Below are 19,687 nucleotides of genomic sequence, written 5' to 3'. Positions count from 1 at the left end.
GGGTGTCGTCACCTTTTCCACCAGCCAGGTGTCACCGTCAGCAAGATCACAGAACCATTCGGTGCCACGATGGTAAGAGATTGCTGTCTGTCGAAATAAGGGTCTTCGTCGGTGTCGACAGCGGGTTTTCGGGCGGGCGGAAGAACGGTTCTTTATTGAGCGTCCTAAGGACGGTGTGATTAACGGTGAGCCATCGCGCGTTACGTTCTTGTTTCGCTGCCGCGCGGTCGTGGGATCGCGAAGCCGAATCGCGTGGCGTCGCGCTTTCCGGCGATCGGATCGCGTTCTTCTTCCAGGATCGCTCGCCGTTCGGAAGGATCCCGGCCCGGACGCGTGAGGGGTGGGGAGTGGCCGGTTCATCCTCCGCTCCAGGCGTCGTCGTCCTGGATCCAGCGCACCTCGTTCACCACGTCGACGACGCCGTTGACGCGGCCGATCACCCGGGCCGCTATCTCGGCTTCGCTGCGACGTTCCATGGTGCCCGTCAGGGTGACGACACCGTGGTCGACCCGGACGTTGACCTGCGCGGTCTCCATGCGCAGGGAGCGGCCGAGGACCTCCTCGCGCACCTCGTCGGCGATGTCGGAGTCGGGCCGGACGAAAACCCTGATCAGGTCGCGGCGGCTGACGATGCCCACCAGGCGGCCGTCCTGGTCGACGACGGGGAGCCGCTTGATGCCGTGCGCCTCCATGAGCCTGGCGGCGCCGACCGTCGGCGTCTTTCCGGTGACGGTGATCGCGGGGGAGGACATCAGTTCGGCGGCGACGTCGCCCCGCGCCCTGGCCTTCGGGTCGCGGACCTCCTGGTTCAGCCGGTGCCGCAGCCGGGCGCGCAGCGGCGGCTGGTAGCCCTCGCGGTAGTACTGCTCCCGGAACTCCTCCTTGGCGAGCAGGTCCGCCTCGGAGACGATGCCGATGACACGGCCGTCCCCGTCCACGACGGGGACGGCACTCACCGCGCACGCGATGAGTGTCTCGGCGATGTCCTTGAACGGGGTGTCGGCGGTGACCAGCGCCACGTTCCTGGTCATGACGTTCTCTACCTTGGTGCGCATGGCATGTTCTCCACCCGTGATGATGCGGGCCCACTCGCCCGGCTCGAAGGTCCGCCCGGCGGACCTTCGAGCCGGGCGGAGTTCTCCGGGAACGGTCTCTTCCACTTCCTGCGGATGAGTGTGGTCATCTGCCCGGCTCTTCTCATCCCCATCTCACCCCCGTCGGGGAACCGTATGCAGGGCCGGAGGTCCCTGGCCGGCTGCCACCGGACGCGGCCCGTGGGCGTGCCGGAAACGGGCTGTCAGGTCTCCCGCTCGTCATGCCTGGACGAGAGACGGCGGCCGGTGATCTGTTCGGCGCGTACCACGATGTAGTGGTCACGGTTGGCGGGCGCCCAGGTGCGCAGGGGGAGTGCGGACAGGCGCTCGATCTCGTTCGGTTCGCGTACGGCGCGTGCGGGGCCCACGGCGGTGACCGACCAGCCGGTGCGGGCGGTGAGGTCGAACTCGTCGGCCTCGAAGGCGACGATCGCGTCGCTGGCCGCGGCGGCGAGCTTGGACCCGAAACCCGTGCGGATCACGATGTTCTCGCCGTCGAGCACGAAGTTGACCGGTTGCACCGCGGGCAGGGCCCGGTCGGTGAACACGATGCGCCCGATCGAGGCCGACGCCAGGAGCGTGACGCACTCCTGGCGCGAGAGGATCTGCAGACCTGCCGAGTCGAGCTTCATGCCCCTAAGGCTGCCCGGTCGCTCTCCGGCGACGTTAGGGGCGAAAGTCCCCTTCATCACCGACGATCTGCCCTCGGGCCGGGCGCCGACGGGACGCCGACGGGACATCGATCGATGACGCGTGCCGGGTCCGGGACGAAAGACTCTGCCCTCACGCGGTGAGATCGGGACCTGTGGCCCTGGAGCGGACCGCCGGGAGGGAGGTCTGATGGGGGAGAGGACGGAGGACACCACGCGCGTCGCGATGTGGCGGTCGTCCACTCCGGGCGGCGCCCGGAGGCCGGGAACATCCGTGAGGACTCGCAGGAATTGGGGAAGAAAATGTCGATCACCGTGAGTGACGTGATGGGCCGCACCGCCATCGCCGTGCGGCAGGACGCGGGTTTCGCCGACATCGTGGCCGTGATGCGACGCTTCGCCGTGGGCGCGGTGACGGTCGTCGACGTGGAGCGCCGTCCGGTCGGGGTGGTCTCGCAGGACGACCTGCTGCTCAAGGAGAGCGACGCGGTGCGCCACAGCATCTCCATCTTCGAGAGCGCCGCTCGCCGGCGCGAGCACGAGAAGGCCGCGGCGGTCGTGGCCAAGGACCTGATGACCTCGCCCGCGATCACCGTTACGCCGGGCATGCCCGTCAGGGAGGCGGCGCGACTCATGCACGACAAGAGGATCCAGCAGCTTCCGGTGATCGACCCGGTGACCGGCCGCCTCGCCGGCATCCTGCACCGGGCGAACCTGTTGCGCGTCTTCGACCGCGCCGAGGCCGAACTGCGCGCCGAGGCCGAAGCCGTCGCCCGCGACCTGAACACCACCGCTTCGGAGGTGGTGATCGGCGTCGAGAACGGTGTGGTGACGCTCGACGGCAAGGTCGAACACCGCTCACAGGTCGTCCAGCTCGTCGAGGCGATCCGCCGACTCGAAGGCGTCGTCGACGTCACCTCACGGCTTGAGCACGGTGACGACGACCTGCTCGTCCTCCCGCCCCTGCTGTAGGCCGGCGCACCATCGGGATCATCGCCGGACGCGGTGGGCATGACGGTGGGCATGCGCTGTGCCGCCGGTCCGGTGGTGGTGCGCGCGCTCGAAAGGTTCGAAGGGGGTGTGAAAGGCATTGCTGATCTACTTTGTAAAGGGCGCGGACTAGCTCAAAACAGATAAACAGGACAAAAGGACTAAAGACGGCATTGAATAACAAAGGCGTGTCAGGTCCGGCGTGCGCTACGGGAAGGCGGGCCGTCGTTCGCTCGTAAGGTGCCCGATGTCGCCACACGTGCCTTTCTCCCGGCCTGGCAGGTGGCGTCACGGTGTCTGTGCCGGGAGGGCTCAACTCCGATGGTCGTGCGAGGTGTGATGGACGGCGACGGGCGCCCGAGCGTGGTGGAGCAGGGCGCGTACGGTCGAGCTGAGGAACATCGCCCGGCCGCGGGCGCCCACGACGACCAGTTCAGCGGTCTCGGAGGCGTCGATGAGCGCCTTGGCCGGATGCTTGTGCACGACCTGCTCGATGAGGGGCACGTCGGGGAACCTCTCCCGCCGGCCACTGAGCGACTCGGCCAGCAGGCGGGCCTCCTCGTCACCGACCTCTTCGACGTCGTAGACGAGTGGCTGCATGTCGCCGGGCGCTCTGCTGGCCGGGTGGGTCCAGGCGTGGAGCGCTCGCAGTGGGCGCCGGTGCAGGGCCGCCTCGCCGAAGGCGAACTCCAGGACGGGGTCCTGGTCGGGACGTCCGGTGACGCCGACGACGATCTCGCTGCCCCGGGTGGTGTGCGGCTGATTGACGATCACTACCGGGCACGGGGATCGGGCAGCCAGGTCGTGGCTGACCGAGCCCAGTAGCAGGCCGGCGAATCCGCCCAGGCCCCGGTGGCCGACGACGACCAGCTGTGCGCTCTCGGCCACGGCGGCGATCGCCTCCGCGGCGTTTCCGTCGAGGATCTCGGTGGTGACCTTCGGCGCGGGGTCGTGGGAGCGGACCTGTTCGGCTGCCCGGTGAAGGAGTTCCTCGCAGGCGGCTTCCTCGGCGGGGCCCCAGTGACCGGGCTGGGGGACGAGCGGGACGTCGTAGGCCCAGCGCAGGGCGGCGTGGACGACGCGCAACGGCGCCTTTCTCAGGGTCGCCTCCCGCGTTGCCCAGGTCAGGGCCTGTAGCGAGGGCGTCGAGCCGTCGACGCCGACGATGATGGGTGCTGTCATGGTGACCGCCCTCGGTGCGTTCAGGGGCCGATGCTCTGATCCCGGTGGCCGGGCCCGAGATCCGGCGGGTTCTCGCGTGTGCCGCTGGCTTGTCTCATTCTTCGTGGCTCCGTCGTTCGCCGGGTAGGGACGAAGGTCCCCAGGGTTTCCTCGGGGCCGCCTCGTCGTCCGGCCAGGTGACGGTGGGGTGGAGGATCATGGCTCGTCGCCCGGGTTTCGCGGGTGGGTGCCGTGCGGTGAGCAGGGCGGAAGGTCCCACCACGGTGGGACCTTCCGCCCTGCTCTTCGGCGGGTGTCCTGGTGAGCATGGAGAGGGAGGTGAGGGCGATGAGCGATATTCGTGAGGTTGTCGTCGGCTATGACGGCTCTGACTTCTCCATGCAGGCCCTGGAGTGGGCGATGGACGAGGCCGAGCTCGGGGGGTTGCCGCTGAAGGTGGTTCACACGTGGCGGTGGCCGTATGGGGAGGCCGATGAGGATGCCAGGCTTCATCTGCGCAACGCCGCCGAGCATGTGCTGTATCACGGGGCCGACTGCGCTCGCGCGTGTAGCACGCTGACCGATGTCGCGACGGATCTGTATGAGGGCGCGGCCGCCGAACGGCTGGTCGAGCTGTCGGAGCGCGCGGCGATGATCGTCGTGGGTTCTCGGGGCATGGGCACCCTGGCCAGGACCATTCTGGGGTCGGTCGCCGGGTATGTGGCGGCTCATGCGGGGTGTCCGGTGATCGTGGTGCGCGGGCCCGGGCCGATCCCGGTGCCGAGGGAGCGCGGTGCCGTGGTTCTGGGGATGAGCGGCGACACCCCTGACGGGGTGATCGAGTTCGCTTTTCGTGAGGCCGCCCTCAGGCGGTTGAAGCTGACGGCGGTGCATGCCGGGCGCCTGCAGCCGTTGGTGCACGACACGCGGGTCGCGATGCACGCGGCGGAGGACGGCATGCTGGAGCGGCTGGGGCCATGGCGGATCGCCTACCCCGGGGTGTCGGTCCGTGCCTGTTTCGCCGCGACGTCCGCGAAGGACCTGCTGGAGGACGTGTCCAGGGAGGCGAGTCTGGTGGTGGTCGGCGGGGCACGTGATCACGGCAGGCTCGGCTCGACCTCCAGGTCGGTTCTTCAGCACGGCTTCTGCCCCGTGGCGGTCGTTCCCGCGGGCTGGGAGAGTCCGCCGCGGAGTGAGCCCGCTCGGGCGGGCTTCGACACCTCCGGTGACCTCTGAGGTCTCTTCGGGCATTCGGCGGGGCCGATGGGGTGAAGGGCCTCGGGTCTTCGAAGCCGCCTGGATCACGGTCGAGGGGCTGAAGAACCCGGGGGAGGTGAATTCTTTACCTTCGGTGTCTTGTCCGGGCTGGGACGTCGTCGACGTCCCACTTCAGGTTGTCGATCACGTCGACGACTCCGTTCACCCGCTGGGTTATCCGTACCGCGAGCCGGGCGTCCTCGCGCCGGTGCATGTGGCCGCTCAGGGTGACGACGCCGTGTGCGACGGTGGCGGTGGCGGTGTTGGGGGCGGCCCACAGGGAGTGTCCGAGAATGTTCTCCTCCACCTCGCGGGCGATGTCGGCGTCACCGCGGACGAAGATCTTGAGCAGGTCGTGGCGGCTGACGATGCCCTGGAGCGATCCGTCGGCATCCACCACCGGCAGTCTTTTGACGCCGTGTTCGATCATGAGGCGTATGGCGGACACGACGGAGGCGTGCTGCTGGACCGTGATCGCGGGGGCGGTCATCAGGTCGGCGGCGGTGTCGCCACGGGCTTTGACGCGGCCGTCACCGCCCTTCTGGCCCAGGCGGTGCAGTAGCCGGATGCGTAGCGGTGGATGGTAGTCCTCGCGGTAGTAGCGCTCTTTGAAGCCTTCCTTGTGGAGGAGGTCCTCTTCGGAGACGATGCCGATGACGTGTCCTTCGTCGTCGACGACGGGGAGCGCGCTCACCGTGTGGGTGATGAGCGCCTCGGCGACGTCCTTGAACGGGGCGTCGCCCCTGACCGACGTCACCTTCGTGGTCATGACGTCTTTGACCGTGGCGTACATCGGCGACCTCCTTCTGGACGCGGGTCCTTCGTGGTGTGGCGGCCCCGCACGGATCGAGGGTGGCTCGCCGCTGCCCGCCGGGTTCCCGGATCTCCATCTCACTGCCGGCGGGGGCGTCCCGGCAGAGGCCACAGGTCCTCGATGTGGAGGTCTTTCGGCCACCGGGTGGCAGGGCTCCCCGAGCCGGTCGGCGAGGTCGTGTCTCGTCGGTCAGGTGTTCGTCATCGGGGGGGGGGTGAGAGCTGCTCTCGAATGAGTGTCCATGAGTGTCCTTTAGGTATTACGAGTGATGTATGATCTCACGCATGAACCTGACGGAATGGGCGCGGGCGCAGGGGATCGCCCCGCGTACTGCGTACCGCTGGTTCCGTGAGGGTACGTTGCCGGTCCCTGCGGAACGGGTGGGGCCACGCACGATCCTGGTCAACATCGACGCGAACACCTCACCCTCCGCGACCGGTGGCGTGGGCCTGTATGCCCGGGTCTCCTCACACGATCAGAAAGCCGACCTGGAGCGGCAGACCGCACGACTGTCGCAGTGGGCCGCGAAGTGCGGGCACCGCGTGGTGCGGATCGAGTCGGAGATCGCCTCCGGGATGAACGGCGGGCGAACCAAGGCCCGTCGACTGCTGGCCGACCCCGCTGTGACCACGGTGGTCGTGGAACACAAGGACCGACTCGGCCGGATGAACGTCGAACTGGTCGAGGCCGCACTGTCGGCCACCGGGCGCCGCCTGGTGGCGCTGGATGACGCCGAGGTCGACGACGACCTGGTGCGCGACATGGTGGAGGTACTGACCTCGTTCTGCGCCCGCCTGTATGGGCGCCGGTCGGCGAAGAACCGCGCCCGCAAGGCCCTTGAAGCGGCCGAGCGTGGCTGAGACGAGCAAGAAGCAACTCCGGCCGATCGACGACCCGTTCGTTGCCCTGGGCCCGTCCGGCGTCGCGATACGCGACCGTCTCAAAGGTCTCACCGCGCAGGACGACACGGTGTTGCGCCTGATCGGCGAGCACCTGGGACGGCTGGCATCGCAGGACCTCAAGGCGCGCTGTCGCGATGGCCTGGAACACAACAACGACACGTGGGCGGCCCGTAAGCAGGCTCTGACCGCACGGTCGTCTTCTCGCTGGGCCGGGTCGATCACGAAGGCCACCCACGATCAGTGGGCACTCTCGCGGCGCTGCCAAGCCGTGCACATCCACAACCTTGAGGCCAATGTGCGGACGCTGATGCACCGGCTGTCGCAGCCGATCGGCGAGAAGGGCACCAAGCGGGCGCCGGGCGGCTACCGCTCCAAGGGCGAGTGGTTCCACAAGTCCCGGCGCCTGGCAACCCTGGAGCATCGTCTCAAGGTCGCTCGCGCCGAGCGTGAGGACGGTGTCGTGCACGTCGTGCGCGGCGGCCGCAAGCTCCTCAACAACCGGCACAACCTTCCAGCCGCACAGCTCACCGAACAGCAGTGGCGTGACCGGTGGGAAGCCGAGCGCTGGTTCCTCGCCGCTGACGGCGAGTCGGGCAAGCGGCTGGGCAACGAGACCATCCGCGTCACCTCCGACGGCGAGGTGTCCATCAAGCTGCCTGCTCCGCTCGCTCACCTGGCCAACAGCAAGCACGGCCGCTACGCCCTCGCCTCCACGGTGGCCTTCCGGCATCGCGGCGCCGAGTGGCGCGACCGCATCGAGGCGAACCGGGCTGTGGCGTACCGCATGCACCTCGACGTGGCACGCGGACGCTGGTACCTGACAGCCTCCTGGAGTCGCCCGGTGGTCAAGACCGTGCCGCTGGAGGCGGCACGCGCCCGTGGCATGGTCGGCGTGGACACCAACGCCGACCACTTCGCCGCCTACCGGCTTGATGCCTGCGGCAACCCGGTGGGCGAACCCAAGCGGTTCTTCTACGACCTGTCCGGCACCGCCGATCATCGTGACGCGCAGGTCCGGCACGCCATCACCGGCCTGGTGCACTGGGCCAAGCGGGTCGGCGTGGCCGCAATCGGCATCGAGAACCTGGACTTCGCGCAGGACAAGACCCGCGAGAAGCACGGCCGCAGGAAGCGGTTTCGGCAGTTGATCTCCGGCATGCCCACCGGCAAACTCCGCGCCCGGCTGGTGTCGATGGCTGCGGAGCACGGCCTCGCCATCGTCGCCGTAGACCCGGCATACACCTCGATGTGGGGCGACGAGCACTGGCGCAAGCCCCTCACCAGCAAGATCCGCACAATGACCCGTCATGATGCCGCGAGCATCGCGATCGGGCGACGCGCCCTCGGGCACCCGATCCGGCGACGGACGGCACCGCCCCATGACGACCAGAGCGATCGTCGTGGGCATCGGACCGTCCAGGCCGGACCAGGCGCACGGGGGCGTGAGGGAACCCGCCCACCCGTCACGGAGCGTGCACACGATGCGCGTGGCCGGACGGGCACTCAGCGAACGCGGGGGACCAGCGCACCCAAAACCGTTCGGGATGCGCGCAGTTCCGGGACGTGGGTACAAAGCTCACTCCTGGACACTGTTTAGGAACGGTAAACGATGGCCGGAAGAGTGGATACGGCCTCCTTGGCGGGGGGTGTCCGGGTGCCCGGGTGCGAAACTTGGGGTATGGCGAAGATCGAGCCGGGTGCGTTGATCACGCACATGCGGCTGGACGAGCTGCTGTCGGAGTTGCGGGTGCGGCTGGAGGCGGTGCTGGCGACCCGTGACCGGGTGCACGCGCTGCTCGAGGCGGTGGTCGCGGTGGGTGGCGATCTGGATCTGGAGACGGTGCTGCGCAGGATCGTGGAGGCCGCCACCGCGCTGGTGGACGCCACCTATGGGGCGTTGGGGGTGGCCGGTGAGCACAGCACGCTCGTCCAGTTCGTTCCGGTGGGGTTGAGTGAGGAGGAGATCGCGCGGATCGAGCACTGGCCGCACGGGCTGGGCCTGCTCGGGTTGCTGATCAAGGAGCCGCAGATCCTGCGGCTGGCCCACATCTCCGACCACCCCGCCTCCTGTGGGTTTCCGCCCGGTCATCCGCCGATGGGGTCGTTTCTGGGGGTGCCGGTGCGGGTCCGTGAGGAGGTGTTCGGCAATCTTTATCTGACCGAGAAGCGTGGTGGGGGGGAGTTCGACGAGGAGGACGAGGCGATCGTGACGGCGTTGGCGACCGCCGCGGGGGTGGCGATCGAGAACGCTCGTCTGTATGAGGAGACGCGGCGCCGGGAGATGTGGTTGCAGGCGTCGGCGGAGGTGACCACCAGTCTGCTGTCGGGGGCGGAGCCGCGCGAGGTGCTCGGACTGATCGCGCGGCGGGCGCGGGAGATGGCGGGGGCCGATGTCGTGGCCGTTCTGCTGCCTGATGAGAGTGGTCGGGTTCTGCGTACGTTGATCGCCGAGGGGGAGGCCTGTGAGCAGGTGGCCCATGCCGAGGCGTTGGTCGCCGATTCTCTGGCCGGTCGTGCTTTCGTCACGGGTGAGCCGCTCATGGTGACCGATCCGGGTGAGGTGAAGATCCCGATCGTGATCGCCGAATACATCTCGCTCGGCCCGGTGGCCGCGGTGCCGATCGGAGCGTCGGGAGGTGTGCGGGGGGTGTTGTCGCTGGGTAAGCGTTCGGGGCGCCTCCCGTTCAGCAGGGATGAGCTGCGCACCCTGCACTCTTTCGCGGGGCAGGCCGCGATCGCCCTGAAGCTGGCCGAGAGCCGGATGGACGCCGAGCGGCTGAGTCTGCTGGAGGATCGCGACCGGATCGCCAAGGACCTGCACGATGTGGTGATCCAGCGGTTGTTCGCCGTGGCCCTGACCTTGATGAGCACGGTGCCGTTGATCGAGCGGCCGGAGATCTCGTCGCGGCTGCGCGGCTCCATCGACGAGCTCGACGGCACGATTCGGCAGATCCGTTCCACCATTTTCGCCTTGCGTGCCTTCCCTCAGGAGGGCGCTTCCGGGTTGCGTGCGGGGATCGTGGCCCTGGTGGAGGGGGTGCGCGGTCAACTGGGTTTCATGCCGGGCCTGGAGATGGGGGGGAGGCTGGACGTTGCGGTGCCGGAGCCGGTGGCCGAGGACCTGCTGGCCGCGTTGCGTGAGGCGTTGTCCGATGTGGTGCGTCATGCCGAGGCCTCGAAGGTCGACATATCGGTGGACGCCGGTCAGGAGCGGCTCGTCCTGACCGTGGTCGACAACGGGGTCGCCGTGTCCGCGGACGGCGGGCACGATGGGCTGCGTGATCTGCGGGAGCGGGCCGAGCGGCTGGGCGGGTCCTTCGTCGTCGGCTGCTCGCCGGAGGGTGGCACCCGGCTGGTGTGGAGCGTTCCATTAGGTTAGGTGCGGGCGGGTCGTGAGGGCGGGTTTCACAGCCGTTCCCCGGTGCGGGTGTTGTCCCGGTCCCAGGTGAGTTCGTCGATCACGTCGATGACTCCGTCGATCTGGCGGGTCATGTCCAGGGCGATCCTGGTGTCCCCGCGCAGGGTCATTCGTCCGCTCAGTGTCACCACGCCGTCCTTGACGATGACCCGGACGAGGGAGGTGTCCATCCACAATGAGCGTGTCAGGACGTCCAGGCGGACCTCGCGTTCGATGTCGTGGTCGGAGCGGATGAACGCCCTCAGCAGGTCGCATCGGCTGACGATGCCCGCCAGGCGGCCTTGTCCGTCGATCACCGGGAGCCGTTTGACGTCGTTCTCCCTCATGAGCCGGCCGGCGTCCGCCACCGGGGCGTCCTTCGAGATCGTGATCGCGGGGACGCGCATCAGTTCTCTGGCGACCTCGCCTCCGGTGCGGTTCGCGTAGGTCTGCCGTTTGGGCGGAGTGGGCTCGCCGGAGAGTGTGTCCTGGGGTTCCTTGCTGCGGAGCAGATCGGCTTCGGAGACGATCCCCACCACGCGGCCGTCGTCGTCCACCACCGGCAGGGCGCTCACCGTGTGGGTGAGAAGCGTTTGCGCGATGTCCTTGAAACCGGTGTTCTCACCGACCGAGATCACCTTCCGGGTCATCACGTCCTTGACGGTGAGGTGGTGCATCTCGCCTCCGAACAGGTGGTGACATGGGCCGGCCTGGTCACTTCCGCGCTCACCGGCCGTGACTCGTCCATACGGGCAGCATCGGCCGTACTCGCGGCGTTTTCCAGGGTCCAAGGACTCTATGAGCCGGGACCGTCGGCTCTAAGGGGGTGCGGGGCGCTTGAGCGATCAGGGGGCGGTTTCAGTCGTAGTTCGGCCAGGTCGGTGACGACCAGGTCGGCTCCGGCGGCGCGCAGGGCGTGTCCTCGGGTGTGCCGATCGACGCCGATGACGAGTTTGAAGCGGCCTCGCCTGCCGGCTCGCACACCGGCCAGGGAGTCCTCCACGACGGCTGCCCGGCTCGGGGCCACCCCCAGTCGCCGGGCCGCGTACAGGAACAGTGCAGGATCGGGTTTGCTCGCGAGTCCGAGCCGGGCGGCGGTCACGCCGTCGACCAGGACGTCGAACAGGCCGGTGGCGTGCGCGGCGTCGAGCACCCGTGCGCAGTTGCGGCTCGCGGAGACGGCTGCGGTGAGTACTTTTCTGCGTCGCAGTTCGCGAACGAGTGCAAGGGTCGAGCGGAAGGGGGCCACGCCGTGGGTGTCGAGTTCGGCCAGGAAGAAGGCGTCCTTTGAGGCGGCGAGATCCGCCGCCGTGTCGGGATCGATGGTGATGTTTCGGGAGTGCAGAAAGTCGTTCACCCCGTCCAGCCGGGATTTGCCGTCGACGTGGGACAGATAGTCCTCGTCGGCGTCGAACGGCCGGAACGGCTCGCCGGACCGTCTGGCGTGCTCGCCCAGGAAGGCGTCGAAGACCTGTTTCCACGCGGCGGCGTGCACGGTGGCCGTGTCGGTGACGACCCCGTCGGTGTCGAAGATCATCGCGGCGATCTCTTCGAGGTCCACCACTGCGGGAGGCGTCATGGAGCGCTTCCTTCCTTGCCGGGCACGACGGCTGCCCGATCTCGCCGTCAGGACTGATCGGCCCTGCCGCTTCCGCAGGCCGGTGATCTTCCCCCGGAAGCGCGGACGACCGTCCGGGCGGCCACACCGGTGTGGATCACGGGCCGTGCAGGATACGGCGGCCGGTGATCTCGGAAGGAGTGATCTTGACGTAGAGCTCGCGGTCGCCGCCGGCCCAGGGGTGGACGCCCAGGGTCATCACGGCCGCCTGCTCCTCGGCGGTGGAGACATGATGGACACCGCCTCGGATGAGGACGCTCCAGCCCTCGCGGTTGGCGTCGTCGATCCGATCGACCTCGAAGGCGACTTTGAACTCGACCCCCTTCACGCCGGTCCTCAGGCTCTCGTCGAGCGGGCCGCCGAAGGCGGTACGGAAGATCACGCAGCCTTCGTGCAGGACGTAGTTGACCGGCAGGATCATCGGGCCGCCGAGGTCGTCGAAGGCCAGCCGGCCGACCCCGCCGGGGGAGATGAGCCGCAGGCACTCCTTCGCGTCCAGGCGCTTCAGCTCAGGGTGAAGTGCGGCTCGTCCCTGCCCGGGGGGCTGGTCGACGGTCCCTCCCAGGAGTTCGGCGGTGCTGGTGTCCAGGGCGGAGGCCAGGCGCTCGATGGTCTCGATGGCGGGGGCGGCCGCCCTCTGCTCCACGTAGGCGAGGTAGGAGGGGTTGATGTCGGCGCGCTTCGCCAGTTCTTCCCGGTCGAGGCCGAGGCTTTCACGTCGTCGGGTGATCCGGCGGCCGAGGTCACCGGGAGCGGCGAGGCGTTCAGCCATGGGGTTTTCCCCTTTCAAGGTGGGTGTCGTCCGCGGAGACGGGCTTTTCATGCCGTCGCGGTGTTTTTCGAACCTCCCCCCGTAGGACGGCCACGTCGGATGCGACGCCGGGCTCTGGCGGCCGGCCTTCGGGGAATCTCTTCACTGGGAACGCTATGGCGCGGGCAGGGGCGGTAACAGGGCCGAAAGTCCCGTGCGCCACGGCCAGGTGACCTTGCCGGTAGTGTGCCGGTCGTCTGCTGATCGCGTGCCGGTTCTCAGCGGAGCCGGCGGCGCAGAGGGGAGGGGACGGGTGAGGCCGGGGCCAGCCGGATCCGCACGTCCACCACGACGGCGTCGGCGGGACCGACGACGATCGGGTTCAGGTCCAGCTCGGCGATCTGGGGAAGATCTTCTGCGAGTTTCGCCACCCTGACGATGTGATCCTCCAAGGTGACGGTGTCGGCCACCGGACGCCCCCGGTAGCCGAACAGAAGGGGGGCGCAGTGCAGCTCCCGGATCATTTCCGCGGCGTCCTGGCCGCTCAGCGGGGGACTGCGGAAGGCGCGGTCGGTGAGCAGTTCGGCGCTCACGCCTCCCAAGCCGACCATGACCAGAGGACCGAAGGAGGGGTGGCGGACCGCGCCGACGATGATCTCCACGCCGTCGGGGGCCATCGGCTGGACGATCGCGCCGGTCATCTCCCGGCCGACCGTGTCCTTCATCGCCCGGTAGGCGCCGCGAACCTCCGCCGAGGTGCGCAGCCCGAGCCGGACGCCGCCGACGTCGCTCTTGTGCACCGGTCCCGTCGCCTTCAGCGCGACGGGGAATCCGAGGTGGGCGGCGGCGAGGGCGGCCTCTTGCGGAGAGTCCGCCCTGATGAACTCCGCCACGGCGACCCCGTAGCAGCCGAGAAGCCGGGCGGCCGTCACCGGGTCGAGCCAGCGGCCCTGAGGATGGTGCGACAGGTCTTCCTCGACGAGTCCCTGTGCCGCCTGGATATCCGTCCCCGCAGGAGGGACGAAGGGCAGGACCGGACGTGAGCGCCACCGCGCGTAGGCCACGGCCCGGCTCACCGCCTGCACGGCCTGCTCGGGAAAGGCGTACACGGGCACCGGGCCGGTCGTCCCGTCACGGCCGACCACGCAGGCGACGACGGTCTTGTTCGCCGAACTCGCTACCCGTGCGATCGCCTCACAGGTGCGTTCGGTACCCGAACCGAACGGCGGGGTGTAGACGATCAGCACGGTGTCGACCTCCGGGTCTTCCAGCGCGGCCAAGGCGGCGAACTCCAGCTCCTCGGCCTGCCCGTCGGCCGTCAGGTCGACCGGGTTGGCGACGGCGGCGGCCGGGCGCAACCCGGAGCGCATCCGTCGCTGGGTGCCGGGCGACAGTTCCGGGACGAGAAGGCCGTGACGTTCACAGGCGTCGGCGGCGAGCGCCTGTGGCCCGCCGGAGTTGCCGACGATCGCCACCCGGTCTCCGGCGGGCAGCGGCTGGGTGGCCAGCAGCCGTGCGGTGTCCAGCAACTCCTGCATGCCGTCGACGCGAATGACTCCGGCGGCGCGCAACAGGGCGTCGACGGCGACGTCCGGGGTCGCGGCGGCGGCGGTGTGCGAGCGTACGGCCCGGTCCCCCGAGGTGCTGCGGCCGCTCTTGATCGCGACGATCGGCTTGTGCCGTCCCACCCGGCGGGCGATCCTGCCGAACTTCCGCGGGTTGCCGAAGGACTCCAGGTACAGGGCGATGACCGTGGTCTGGGGGTCGTCCTCCCAGTACTCCAGCAGGTCGTTGCCGCTGACGTCGGCCTTGTTGCCGACCGAGACGAAGGAGGAGATCCCGATGTCGAGCGTGGTGGCCCGGGCGACGAGCCCGGCGGCCACCGCTCCGGACTGCGACATCAGCGCGACGGCGCCCGGCAGCGGAGGATGGGGCAGGAAACTGGCGTTGAGGGCGGCGCCGGTGCTCACGATTCCGAGGCAGTTGGGGCCGATCAGCCGCATCCCTCCGGTACGGCAGATGCGCAGCAGTTCGGCCTGGCGCTCCGCTCCCTGCGGGCCGGTCTCCGCGAAGCCGGCGCTGACCACGACGAGCCCGGCCACGCCGTGGCCGGCGCACTGGCGTGCGACGTCCAGGACCGCGTTCGCGGGCGTGGCCACGACGACCAGGTCGACCGGCTCGCCGATCGAGGACAGGTCGGGATGGGCGGGGAGGCCGAGGATGTGAGTCGCCTTCGGATTCACCGGGTAGACCGGGCCGGGAAATCCGCCGTCGAGCAGGTTTCCCAGCAGCCGATGCCCCACCCGGTCCGGCTCGCGGCTCGCTCCCACGACGGCGATCGAGCGGGGAGACAGCACTCGCCTCAGCGAGGCGCGCTCCGCCTCGTGGTCGCGCCGCTCGATCGCGGCCGTGAGCGCGTCCGTGGGGCGCAGGTCGATCCGGACGCGTATCTCGTCGCCGGTGAACTCGCGTGTCGTGGTGAGACCGAGGTCGGAGAGAACCTTCAGCATCGTCCCGTTTCCGGTGAGCACGTCGGCCACCAGTTCGCCCACCCCCCGGGCCGCGGCGTCGAGCGCGAGGCGTTCCAGCAGAAGGGTACCCAGACCACGGCCGTGGACGTGGTCGTCGATGAGGACGGCCACGTCGGCGCTGTGCCGTCTCTCGTCGGGGATGTACTCCGCGACCGCGACGAGCCGCCCGGAAAGGAGGGCGACCTGGGCGTGCCCGCGGTAGCCGGGGCCGGTCAGCCGGTCCATGTACAGGTGGGCCGTGGCGCGACCTCCGGCGAAGAACCGCAGGTAGGCCGACTTCTCCGAGGTGTGGTCCACCAGGGCGTGCAGGGCCGTGCGGTCCGTGTCGCGCAGCGGTCTGATGTGGGCGATCTCCCCGGTTCGAAGGAGTGCGTCACATTCGTCCAGGATCGACATGAAGCAAGCCTTTCCCGGTGCTCCGCCGCCTGTCAGGGGTCCTTCGGCCCCATCGCCCGGCCGAAGGTCACCCGCGGAGTCACCGGCGAAATCACTGTCGAAATCACCGTCACCGGGCTCCGGGACGGTGCCCGGTGACGGGTACCGATCATTCGGGTCCCTTCTTCTACGGCTCTTTTACGGCGTCCTCAGCCGGGTTCCATCTGGGGGCGCCGGAACCGCCGGGCGACGACGGCCGAGGGAGGATGGATCGCTGTCAGGGCCCGTTCAAGTGCCTGTTCCACGGTCGTGCCGGTGTCGATCTCGGTCGCCTCCGGCCAGGGCGCCGTCCTCGTCGCCATGGTCGCGGCGATCGCCTGATCGGCGTCGGACACCCCGCCGGTTCGCCGGGCGAGCCGCTCGGCGGTGATCCGTGGAGGGGCGGTGCAGCGTAGCGCCACGAGGTCGCTGAAGGTGCGCCGGGCGAGGTGCTCGGCCGCCGTCCGGTGCTCGGCGTCGATCCAGGAGGCGTCGAGGATGACCGGCTCGCCCCGCTGGAGCAGCTTCTCGGCTCGAAACAGCAACTCGTCATAGGTGCGCTCGGTGCGCCGGCGATCGTAGATGCCCTCGCCGAAGGGGGCCGCCGCCGGTTGTTCCGGCGCGATGCCGGCGAGTTCCTTGCGAACGCGGTCGCTGTTCAGCAGCGTGTGTCCGAGGCGGTCGGCGAGGGCGGCGGCCAGGGTCGACTTGCCGGTTCCCGGACCTCCGCCGACGAGGACCAGGGAGATCGCCCCCGCTCGCAGGTGGCGAAGTGTGAGCTCGGCGAGTTGCCGGGCCTCTCGCGCCGGGCCGGAGTCCTCCTGCCGTTGCCGCAGGCAGGCGACCTTGGCGCGGACGAAGGCTCGGTAGGCGACGTAGTGGTGCCAGAGCGAGGGCGGGGCGGGATCGGCGGTGAACTCGATGTAGTGGTGCAGGAAGGTCTCGGCCAGGCGAGGTGCCCCGAGCCGCTCCAGGTCCATGGCGAGGAAGGCCACGTCGTCAAGGCCGTCGAGAAAGCGGAGCCGTTCGTCGAACTCCAGGCAGTCCAGGATCCTCGGCCCGTCGTGCAGGCAGAAGATGTCTTCCGCGAGCAGGTCGCCGTGGCCGTCCACGATGCGGCCCTCCTCGACTCGGGCGGTGAGCAGGGGGTCGCGGCCGTCGAGGAAACGCAGCGTGAGCCGTTCGATCTCCGTGACGGTCTCGGGGTCGAGAACCGCGTCGGGAAGCGCGCGGATCTGGTCGAAGCTCGCGTTCCAGCGGGACCGCAGTGCCTGTCTCTCCCCGCTCCGGTCGATGCGCGGGCTGTGGGGGGATCGGGCGTGCATGCTCGCGATCATCCGCGCGATGCTTCGCAGGGGCTCCTCTACCGGTTGGCCCAGGCGGACCATGACGGCGAGACGGCGTTCCTCGGGCATGCGCCGCATCACGACGAGATGATCGCAGACCTCTCCGTCCGGGCCCAGTACGTCGGCGACCCCCTCGTAGACGTCCGGGGCGAGCCGGCGGTTGAGTTCCACCTCCCGCAGGCAGGCGGCCCGCCGGGCCTCACGGGTGGTGAAGTCCAGGAAGCCGAGGTCCACCGGCTTCTTGAGCTTGAAAACACGATCTCCGAGCAGGAGCACGACGGCGATGTGCGTCTCCTTGATCTGCGCCCACGATCCCATCGGCAACGCCTTCCACGCTCAGCTCCACCCCTCGGATGACCGAAACCCCGGTTGAACGGCCGGATCCGCCGTTGAGGTGATCTCGGGCGGGTGGGCGGACTCCCCATCTCCCAGTCCTTCCCCTGGTCGCGACCTGTGACGCGGCCGCCGACGATCGGTCAGGGCGGCACAGGGAGGCAGCAAAGGCCATCAAAGAGCACCAAAGTGCACAGAGGGGGCAGAGGTGCGAGGGGGCGTGGGGAAACACGGTGTGGGCGGGACGGATGTGTCTGCCGCTCGCCTTGCTCGCGGCCTACCCAAAAAGGATTTATGTCCTGATTTCGGGTCTTTAGACCCTGCACGATCCCTGCCGGGTGGCTGAAAACTGGCAGGTGAGGGGCATATCTGGGAGGCCAGGTGGTGATCACGCGAATCCGGCCGCATGGCCGGCACAGTCGGCACATGACCGGTAAGGCGAAGCCCGGGCCGCCGAACGAGCCGCCGCCGACGCCCCCTTCGTCGTCTCCGCCACCCACCGGCTGGCGGCGCTGGCTGCCGACGATCGGCATGCTGATCGTCGCGCTGTGGCTGCTGGTGCCCCTGCTGTTCACCGGGCCGTCGAGCGCGTCGTACCCCTACAGCGATTTCGTCGCCAAGGTGAGCACGGGACAGGTCAAGGCGGTGACGATCGACGATCAGGGCGCGGTGTCGGGCACGCTGAACAACGGCGCCACCTTCACCAGCCAGATCCCCACCGCGCTCAACGCCACCCGGCTGGAGGACCAGCTTCGCTCCAATCACGTCCAGATCACCGCGACGCGGGCGGAGAACTCCCTGATCTCGCTCCTGGTCGGCTTTCTGCCGCTGGTGCTGCTCATCGCCCTGTTCGGCTGGATGGGAAGAAAGGCGCAGCAGTCCATGGCCGGTGGGATGGGAGGTTTCGGCCGGTCGAAGGCGAAGATCATCGAGGCCCAGCGGCCGGCGACCCGGTTCGGCGACATCGCCGGCTACGACGGCGTCAAGCAGGAGATCAGCGAGATGGTGGAATTCCTGCGCGCCCCCGATCGGTACGCGGCCGCGGGCGCGAAACCACCCCGGGGAGTGATCATGGTCGGTCCTCCGGGAACGGGCAAGACGCTCATCGCCCGGGCGGTGGCCGGAGAGGCGGCCGTGCCGTTCCTGTCGGTCACCGGCTCGGCGTTCGTGGAGATGTTCGTCGGCGTGGGCGCCTCACGAGTCCGCGACCTCTTCGACGAGGCGCGTAAACGCGCCCCCTCGATCGTCTTCATCGACGAGATCGACGCCATCGGCGGTCGGCGTGGCAGGGCGATCGCCGGCAACGACGAACGCGAGCAGACGCTCAACCAGCTGCTGGCGGAGATGGACGGCTTCGACCAGAGCAGCGGGATCGTCGTCCTGGCCGCGACGAACCGGCCGGAGACCCTTGACCCCGCTCTGCTGCGTCCCGGCCGTTTCGACCGGCAGGTCACCGTCCCGCTGCCCAACCAGGTCGAACGCGCGGCGATACTGGCCGTTCACGCGGCCGGCAAGCATCTGGCCCCGGACGTCGACCTCGGCGTGATCGCCCGTGCCACTCCGGGATTCTCCGGCGCCGACCTGGCCAACCTCGTCAACGAGGCCGCGATCAACGCGGTCAGGGCCGGCCGCACGACCATCAACGCCAGGGACCTCGACGCGGCACGCGAGCGGGTGCTGCTGGGACGGCGGGAGACGACCAACGCGCTGCTTCCCCAGGAACGCCACTCGGTGGCCGTGCACGAGTCCGGGCACGCCCTGCTCGCCACGCTGTGCGAGCAGGCCGACCCGGTCGCGAAGGTGACCATCCTGCCCGCCGGCCTGACACTCGGCGTCACCGAGCAACTGCCCGAGGCCGAACGGCATCTCTACAGCGAGACCTACCTCACCGACCTGCTCACCGTGCGGCTGGGCGGCCGGGCCGCGGAACTGGTCGTCTTCGGTGAGGGCTCCACCGGCGCCGCCAACGATCTCGCGGCCGCCACGCAGATCGCCACCCGCATGGTGCGCGACTTCGGCCTGTCACCCGCGCTCGGTCCGGTCGGCTACTCTCCCGCGGGCCCTCAGTTCCTCGGCGAGGACGGTGAGGAGCTCCAGCGCAGGCCGTACTCGGAGCGGACGCAGCAGGTCATCGACGAGGAGGTCGCCCGCCTGATCCGCGAGGCCGAGAAACGCGCGGTCGACCTGCTGAGAGTGCACCGTGGCGCCCTGGACAGGCTCGCCACGATCCTGGTCGAGAAGGAGACGGTCGACGGTGACGTCGTCGGCGGCGTGCTGCGCGACGAGCGGCAGGCGCATCCGGACCTGAACGCCGCCGACGACGTCACTGTCTGAGAGGGGGACGTTTCCCGCATACGGGGAGGTGAATCGGGACCTTCAGCCCTACCGCCGACGTGATTTTTCCATCGACGCCGGTGAACGGGGGCGTG

General features: G+C 69.1%; 15 protein-coding genes. 6 read left to right on the top strand and 9 right to left on the bottom strand.

What is annotated here, in order from left to right:
* Positions 1 to 356: 356 nt before the first annotated feature.
* Both AB0B96_RS21020 and AB0B96_RS21015 read right to left on the bottom strand, forming a co-directional pair.
* Complete coding sequence (locus AB0B96_RS21020; protein ID WP_362900938.1) at positions 357 to 1,055, bottom strand: CBS domain-containing protein; 699 nt, start codon at positions 1,053 to 1,055, stop codon at positions 357 to 359.
* 242 nt (positions 1,056 to 1,297) lie between these two features.
* On the bottom strand, positions 1,298 to 1,726 hold the full coding sequence (locus tag AB0B96_RS21015) for a pyridoxamine 5'-phosphate oxidase family protein (RefSeq protein WP_350946145.1): 429 nt from the start codon (positions 1,724 to 1,726) through the stop codon (positions 1,298 to 1,300).
* 321 nt (positions 1,727 to 2,047) lie between these two features.
* Between AB0B96_RS21015 and AB0B96_RS21010 the strand changes: the two genes are divergently transcribed.
* Positions 2,048 to 2,716 (top strand): CBS domain-containing protein, encoded by a 669-nt coding sequence (locus AB0B96_RS21010; RefSeq protein ID WP_362900935.1) that lies wholly within the window; start codon positions 2,048 to 2,050, stop codon positions 2,714 to 2,716.
* A gap of 330 nt (positions 2,717 to 3,046) precedes the next feature.
* On the opposite strand, the gene AB0B96_RS21005 is transcribed toward AB0B96_RS21010, so the two are convergent.
* Positions 3,047 to 3,916 carry a universal stress protein gene (locus AB0B96_RS21005; RefSeq protein ID WP_362900933.1) on the bottom strand — a complete coding sequence of 290 codons (870 nt, stop codon included), beginning with the start codon at positions 3,914 to 3,916 and terminating at the stop codon, positions 3,047 to 3,049.
* A gap of 327 nt (positions 3,917 to 4,243) precedes the next feature.
* Here AB0B96_RS21005 and AB0B96_RS21000 point away from each other — a divergent pair, with 327 nt between their 5' ends.
* Complete coding sequence (locus AB0B96_RS21000; protein ID WP_362900931.1) at positions 4,244 to 5,131, top strand: universal stress protein; 888 nt, start codon at positions 4,244 to 4,246, stop codon at positions 5,129 to 5,131.
* Between the two features lie 106 nt (positions 5,132 to 5,237).
* Here AB0B96_RS21000 and AB0B96_RS20995 read toward each other — a convergent pair whose 3' ends face one another.
* Positions 5,238 to 5,945, bottom strand: coding sequence for a CBS domain-containing protein (locus AB0B96_RS20995; protein ID WP_362900929.1), 708 nt, complete (start codon positions 5,943 to 5,945; stop codon positions 5,238 to 5,240).
* A 305-nt stretch (positions 5,946 to 6,250) separates the two neighbouring features.
* Between AB0B96_RS20995 and AB0B96_RS20990 the strand changes: the two genes are divergently transcribed.
* From AB0B96_RS20990 to AB0B96_RS20980, 3 genes are all read left to right on the top strand, one after another.
* The gene (locus AB0B96_RS20990; protein ID WP_362900927.1) at positions 6,251 to 6,826 is read left to right on the top strand and encodes an IS607 family transposase; all 576 of its coding nucleotides are present in this window, start codon (positions 6,251 to 6,253) and stop codon (positions 6,824 to 6,826) included.
* A complete protein-coding gene (locus AB0B96_RS20985) occupies positions 6,819 to 8,465 on the top strand; it encodes an IS200/IS605 family accessory protein TnpB-related protein (RefSeq protein WP_362900925.1) in 1,647 nt (548 codons plus the stop codon). The genes AB0B96_RS20990 and AB0B96_RS20985 overlap by 8 nt, the downstream gene beginning before the upstream one ends.
* Positions 8,466 to 8,546: 81 nt before the next feature.
* Complete coding sequence (locus tag AB0B96_RS20980; RefSeq protein WP_362900923.1) at positions 8,547 to 10,247, top strand: GAF domain-containing protein; 1,701 nt, start codon at positions 8,547 to 8,549, stop codon at positions 10,245 to 10,247.
* 26 nt (positions 10,248 to 10,273) lie between these two features.
* On the opposite strand, the gene AB0B96_RS20975 is transcribed toward AB0B96_RS20980, so the two are convergent.
* From AB0B96_RS20975 to AB0B96_RS20955, 5 genes are all read right to left on the bottom strand, one after another.
* Positions 10,274 to 10,942 (bottom strand): CBS domain-containing protein, encoded by a 669-nt coding sequence (locus AB0B96_RS20975; RefSeq protein ID WP_362900921.1) that lies wholly within the window; start codon positions 10,940 to 10,942, stop codon positions 10,274 to 10,276.
* Positions 10,943 to 11,061: 119 nt separating this feature from the next.
* Positions 11,062 to 11,844 carry an HAD-IA family hydrolase gene (locus AB0B96_RS20970; RefSeq protein WP_362900919.1) on the bottom strand — a complete coding sequence of 261 codons (783 nt, stop codon included), beginning with the start codon at positions 11,842 to 11,844 and terminating at the stop codon, positions 11,062 to 11,064.
* A 136-nt stretch (positions 11,845 to 11,980) separates the two neighbouring features.
* Positions 11,981 to 12,655 (bottom strand): pyridoxamine 5'-phosphate oxidase family protein, encoded by a 675-nt coding sequence (locus AB0B96_RS20965; RefSeq protein WP_362900917.1) that lies wholly within the window; start codon positions 12,653 to 12,655, stop codon positions 11,981 to 11,983.
* Between the two features lie 257 nt (positions 12,656 to 12,912).
* Positions 12,913 to 15,561, bottom strand: coding sequence for a GNAT family N-acetyltransferase (locus AB0B96_RS20960; protein WP_362900915.1), 2,649 nt, complete (start codon positions 15,559 to 15,561; stop codon positions 12,913 to 12,915).
* Positions 15,562 to 15,749: 188 nt separating this feature from the next.
* A complete protein-coding gene (locus AB0B96_RS20955) occupies positions 15,750 to 17,243 on the bottom strand; it encodes an AAA family ATPase (protein WP_362900913.1) in 1,494 nt (497 codons plus the stop codon).
* Positions 17,244 to 17,684: 441 nt separating this feature from the next.
* On the opposite strand from AB0B96_RS20955, the gene ftsH reads away from it, so the two are divergent.
* Positions 17,685 to 19,592, top strand: a complete 1,908-nt coding sequence (gene ftsH, locus AB0B96_RS20950) for an ATP-dependent zinc metalloprotease FtsH (protein ID WP_362900911.1) — start codon at positions 17,685 to 17,687, stop codon at positions 19,590 to 19,592.
* Positions 19,593 to 19,687 lie beyond the last annotated feature (95 nt).

The organism is Streptosporangium sp. NPDC049046 (assembly GCF_040649155.1).
Lineage (GTDB): Bacteria > Actinomycetota > Actinomycetes > Streptosporangiales > Streptosporangiaceae > Streptosporangium.
This window is presented reverse-complemented; position numbering and strand designations above follow the sequence as displayed.

What these genes read in the sequence shown, in the direction of transcription:
- AB0B96_RS21020 (WP_362900938.1), bottom strand. Translation starts at nt 1,055, where the DNA reads ATGCGCACCAAGGTAGAGAACGTCATGACCAGGAACGTGGCGCTGGTC.
- AB0B96_RS21015 (WP_350946145.1), bottom strand. Translation starts at nt 1,726, where the DNA reads ATGAAGCTCGACTCGGCAGGTCTGCAGATCCTCTCGCGCCAGGAGTGC.
- AB0B96_RS21010 (WP_362900935.1), top strand. Translation starts at nt 2,048, where the DNA reads ATGTCGATCACCGTGAGTGACGTGATGGGCCGCACCGCCATCGCCGTG.
- AB0B96_RS21005 (WP_362900933.1), bottom strand. Translation starts at nt 3,916, where the DNA reads ATGACAGCACCCATCATCGTCGGCGTCGACGGCTCGACGCCCTCGCTA.
- AB0B96_RS21000 (WP_362900931.1), top strand. Translation starts at nt 4,244, where the DNA reads ATGAGCGATATTCGTGAGGTTGTCGTCGGCTATGACGGCTCTGACTTC.
- AB0B96_RS20995 (WP_362900929.1), bottom strand. Translation starts at nt 5,945, where the DNA reads ATGTACGCCACGGTCAAAGACGTCATGACCACGAAGGTGACGTCGGTC.
- AB0B96_RS20990 (WP_362900927.1), top strand. Translation starts at nt 6,251, where the DNA reads ATGAACCTGACGGAATGGGCGCGGGCGCAGGGGATCGCCCCGCGTACT.
- AB0B96_RS20980 (WP_362900923.1), top strand. Translation starts at nt 8,547, where the DNA reads ATGGCGAAGATCGAGCCGGGTGCGTTGATCACGCACATGCGGCTGGAC.
- AB0B96_RS20975 (WP_362900921.1), bottom strand. Translation starts at nt 10,942, where the DNA reads ATGCACCACCTCACCGTCAAGGACGTGATGACCCGGAAGGTGATCTCG.
- AB0B96_RS20970 (WP_362900919.1), bottom strand. Translation starts at nt 11,844, where the DNA reads ATGACGCCTCCCGCAGTGGTGGACCTCGAAGAGATCGCCGCGATGATC.
- AB0B96_RS20965 (WP_362900917.1), bottom strand. Translation starts at nt 12,655, where the DNA reads ATGGCTGAACGCCTCGCCGCTCCCGGTGACCTCGGCCGCCGGATCACC.
- AB0B96_RS20960 (WP_362900915.1), bottom strand. Translation starts at nt 15,561, where the DNA reads ATGTCGATCCTGGACGAATGTGACGCACTCCTTCGAACCGGGGAGATC.
- AB0B96_RS20955 (WP_362900913.1), bottom strand. Translation starts at nt 17,243, where the DNA reads ATGGGATCGTGGGCGCAGATCAAGGAGACGCACATCGCCGTCGTGCTC.
- ftsH (WP_362900911.1), top strand. Translation starts at nt 17,685, where the DNA reads ATGACCGGTAAGGCGAAGCCCGGGCCGCCGAACGAGCCGCCGCCGACG.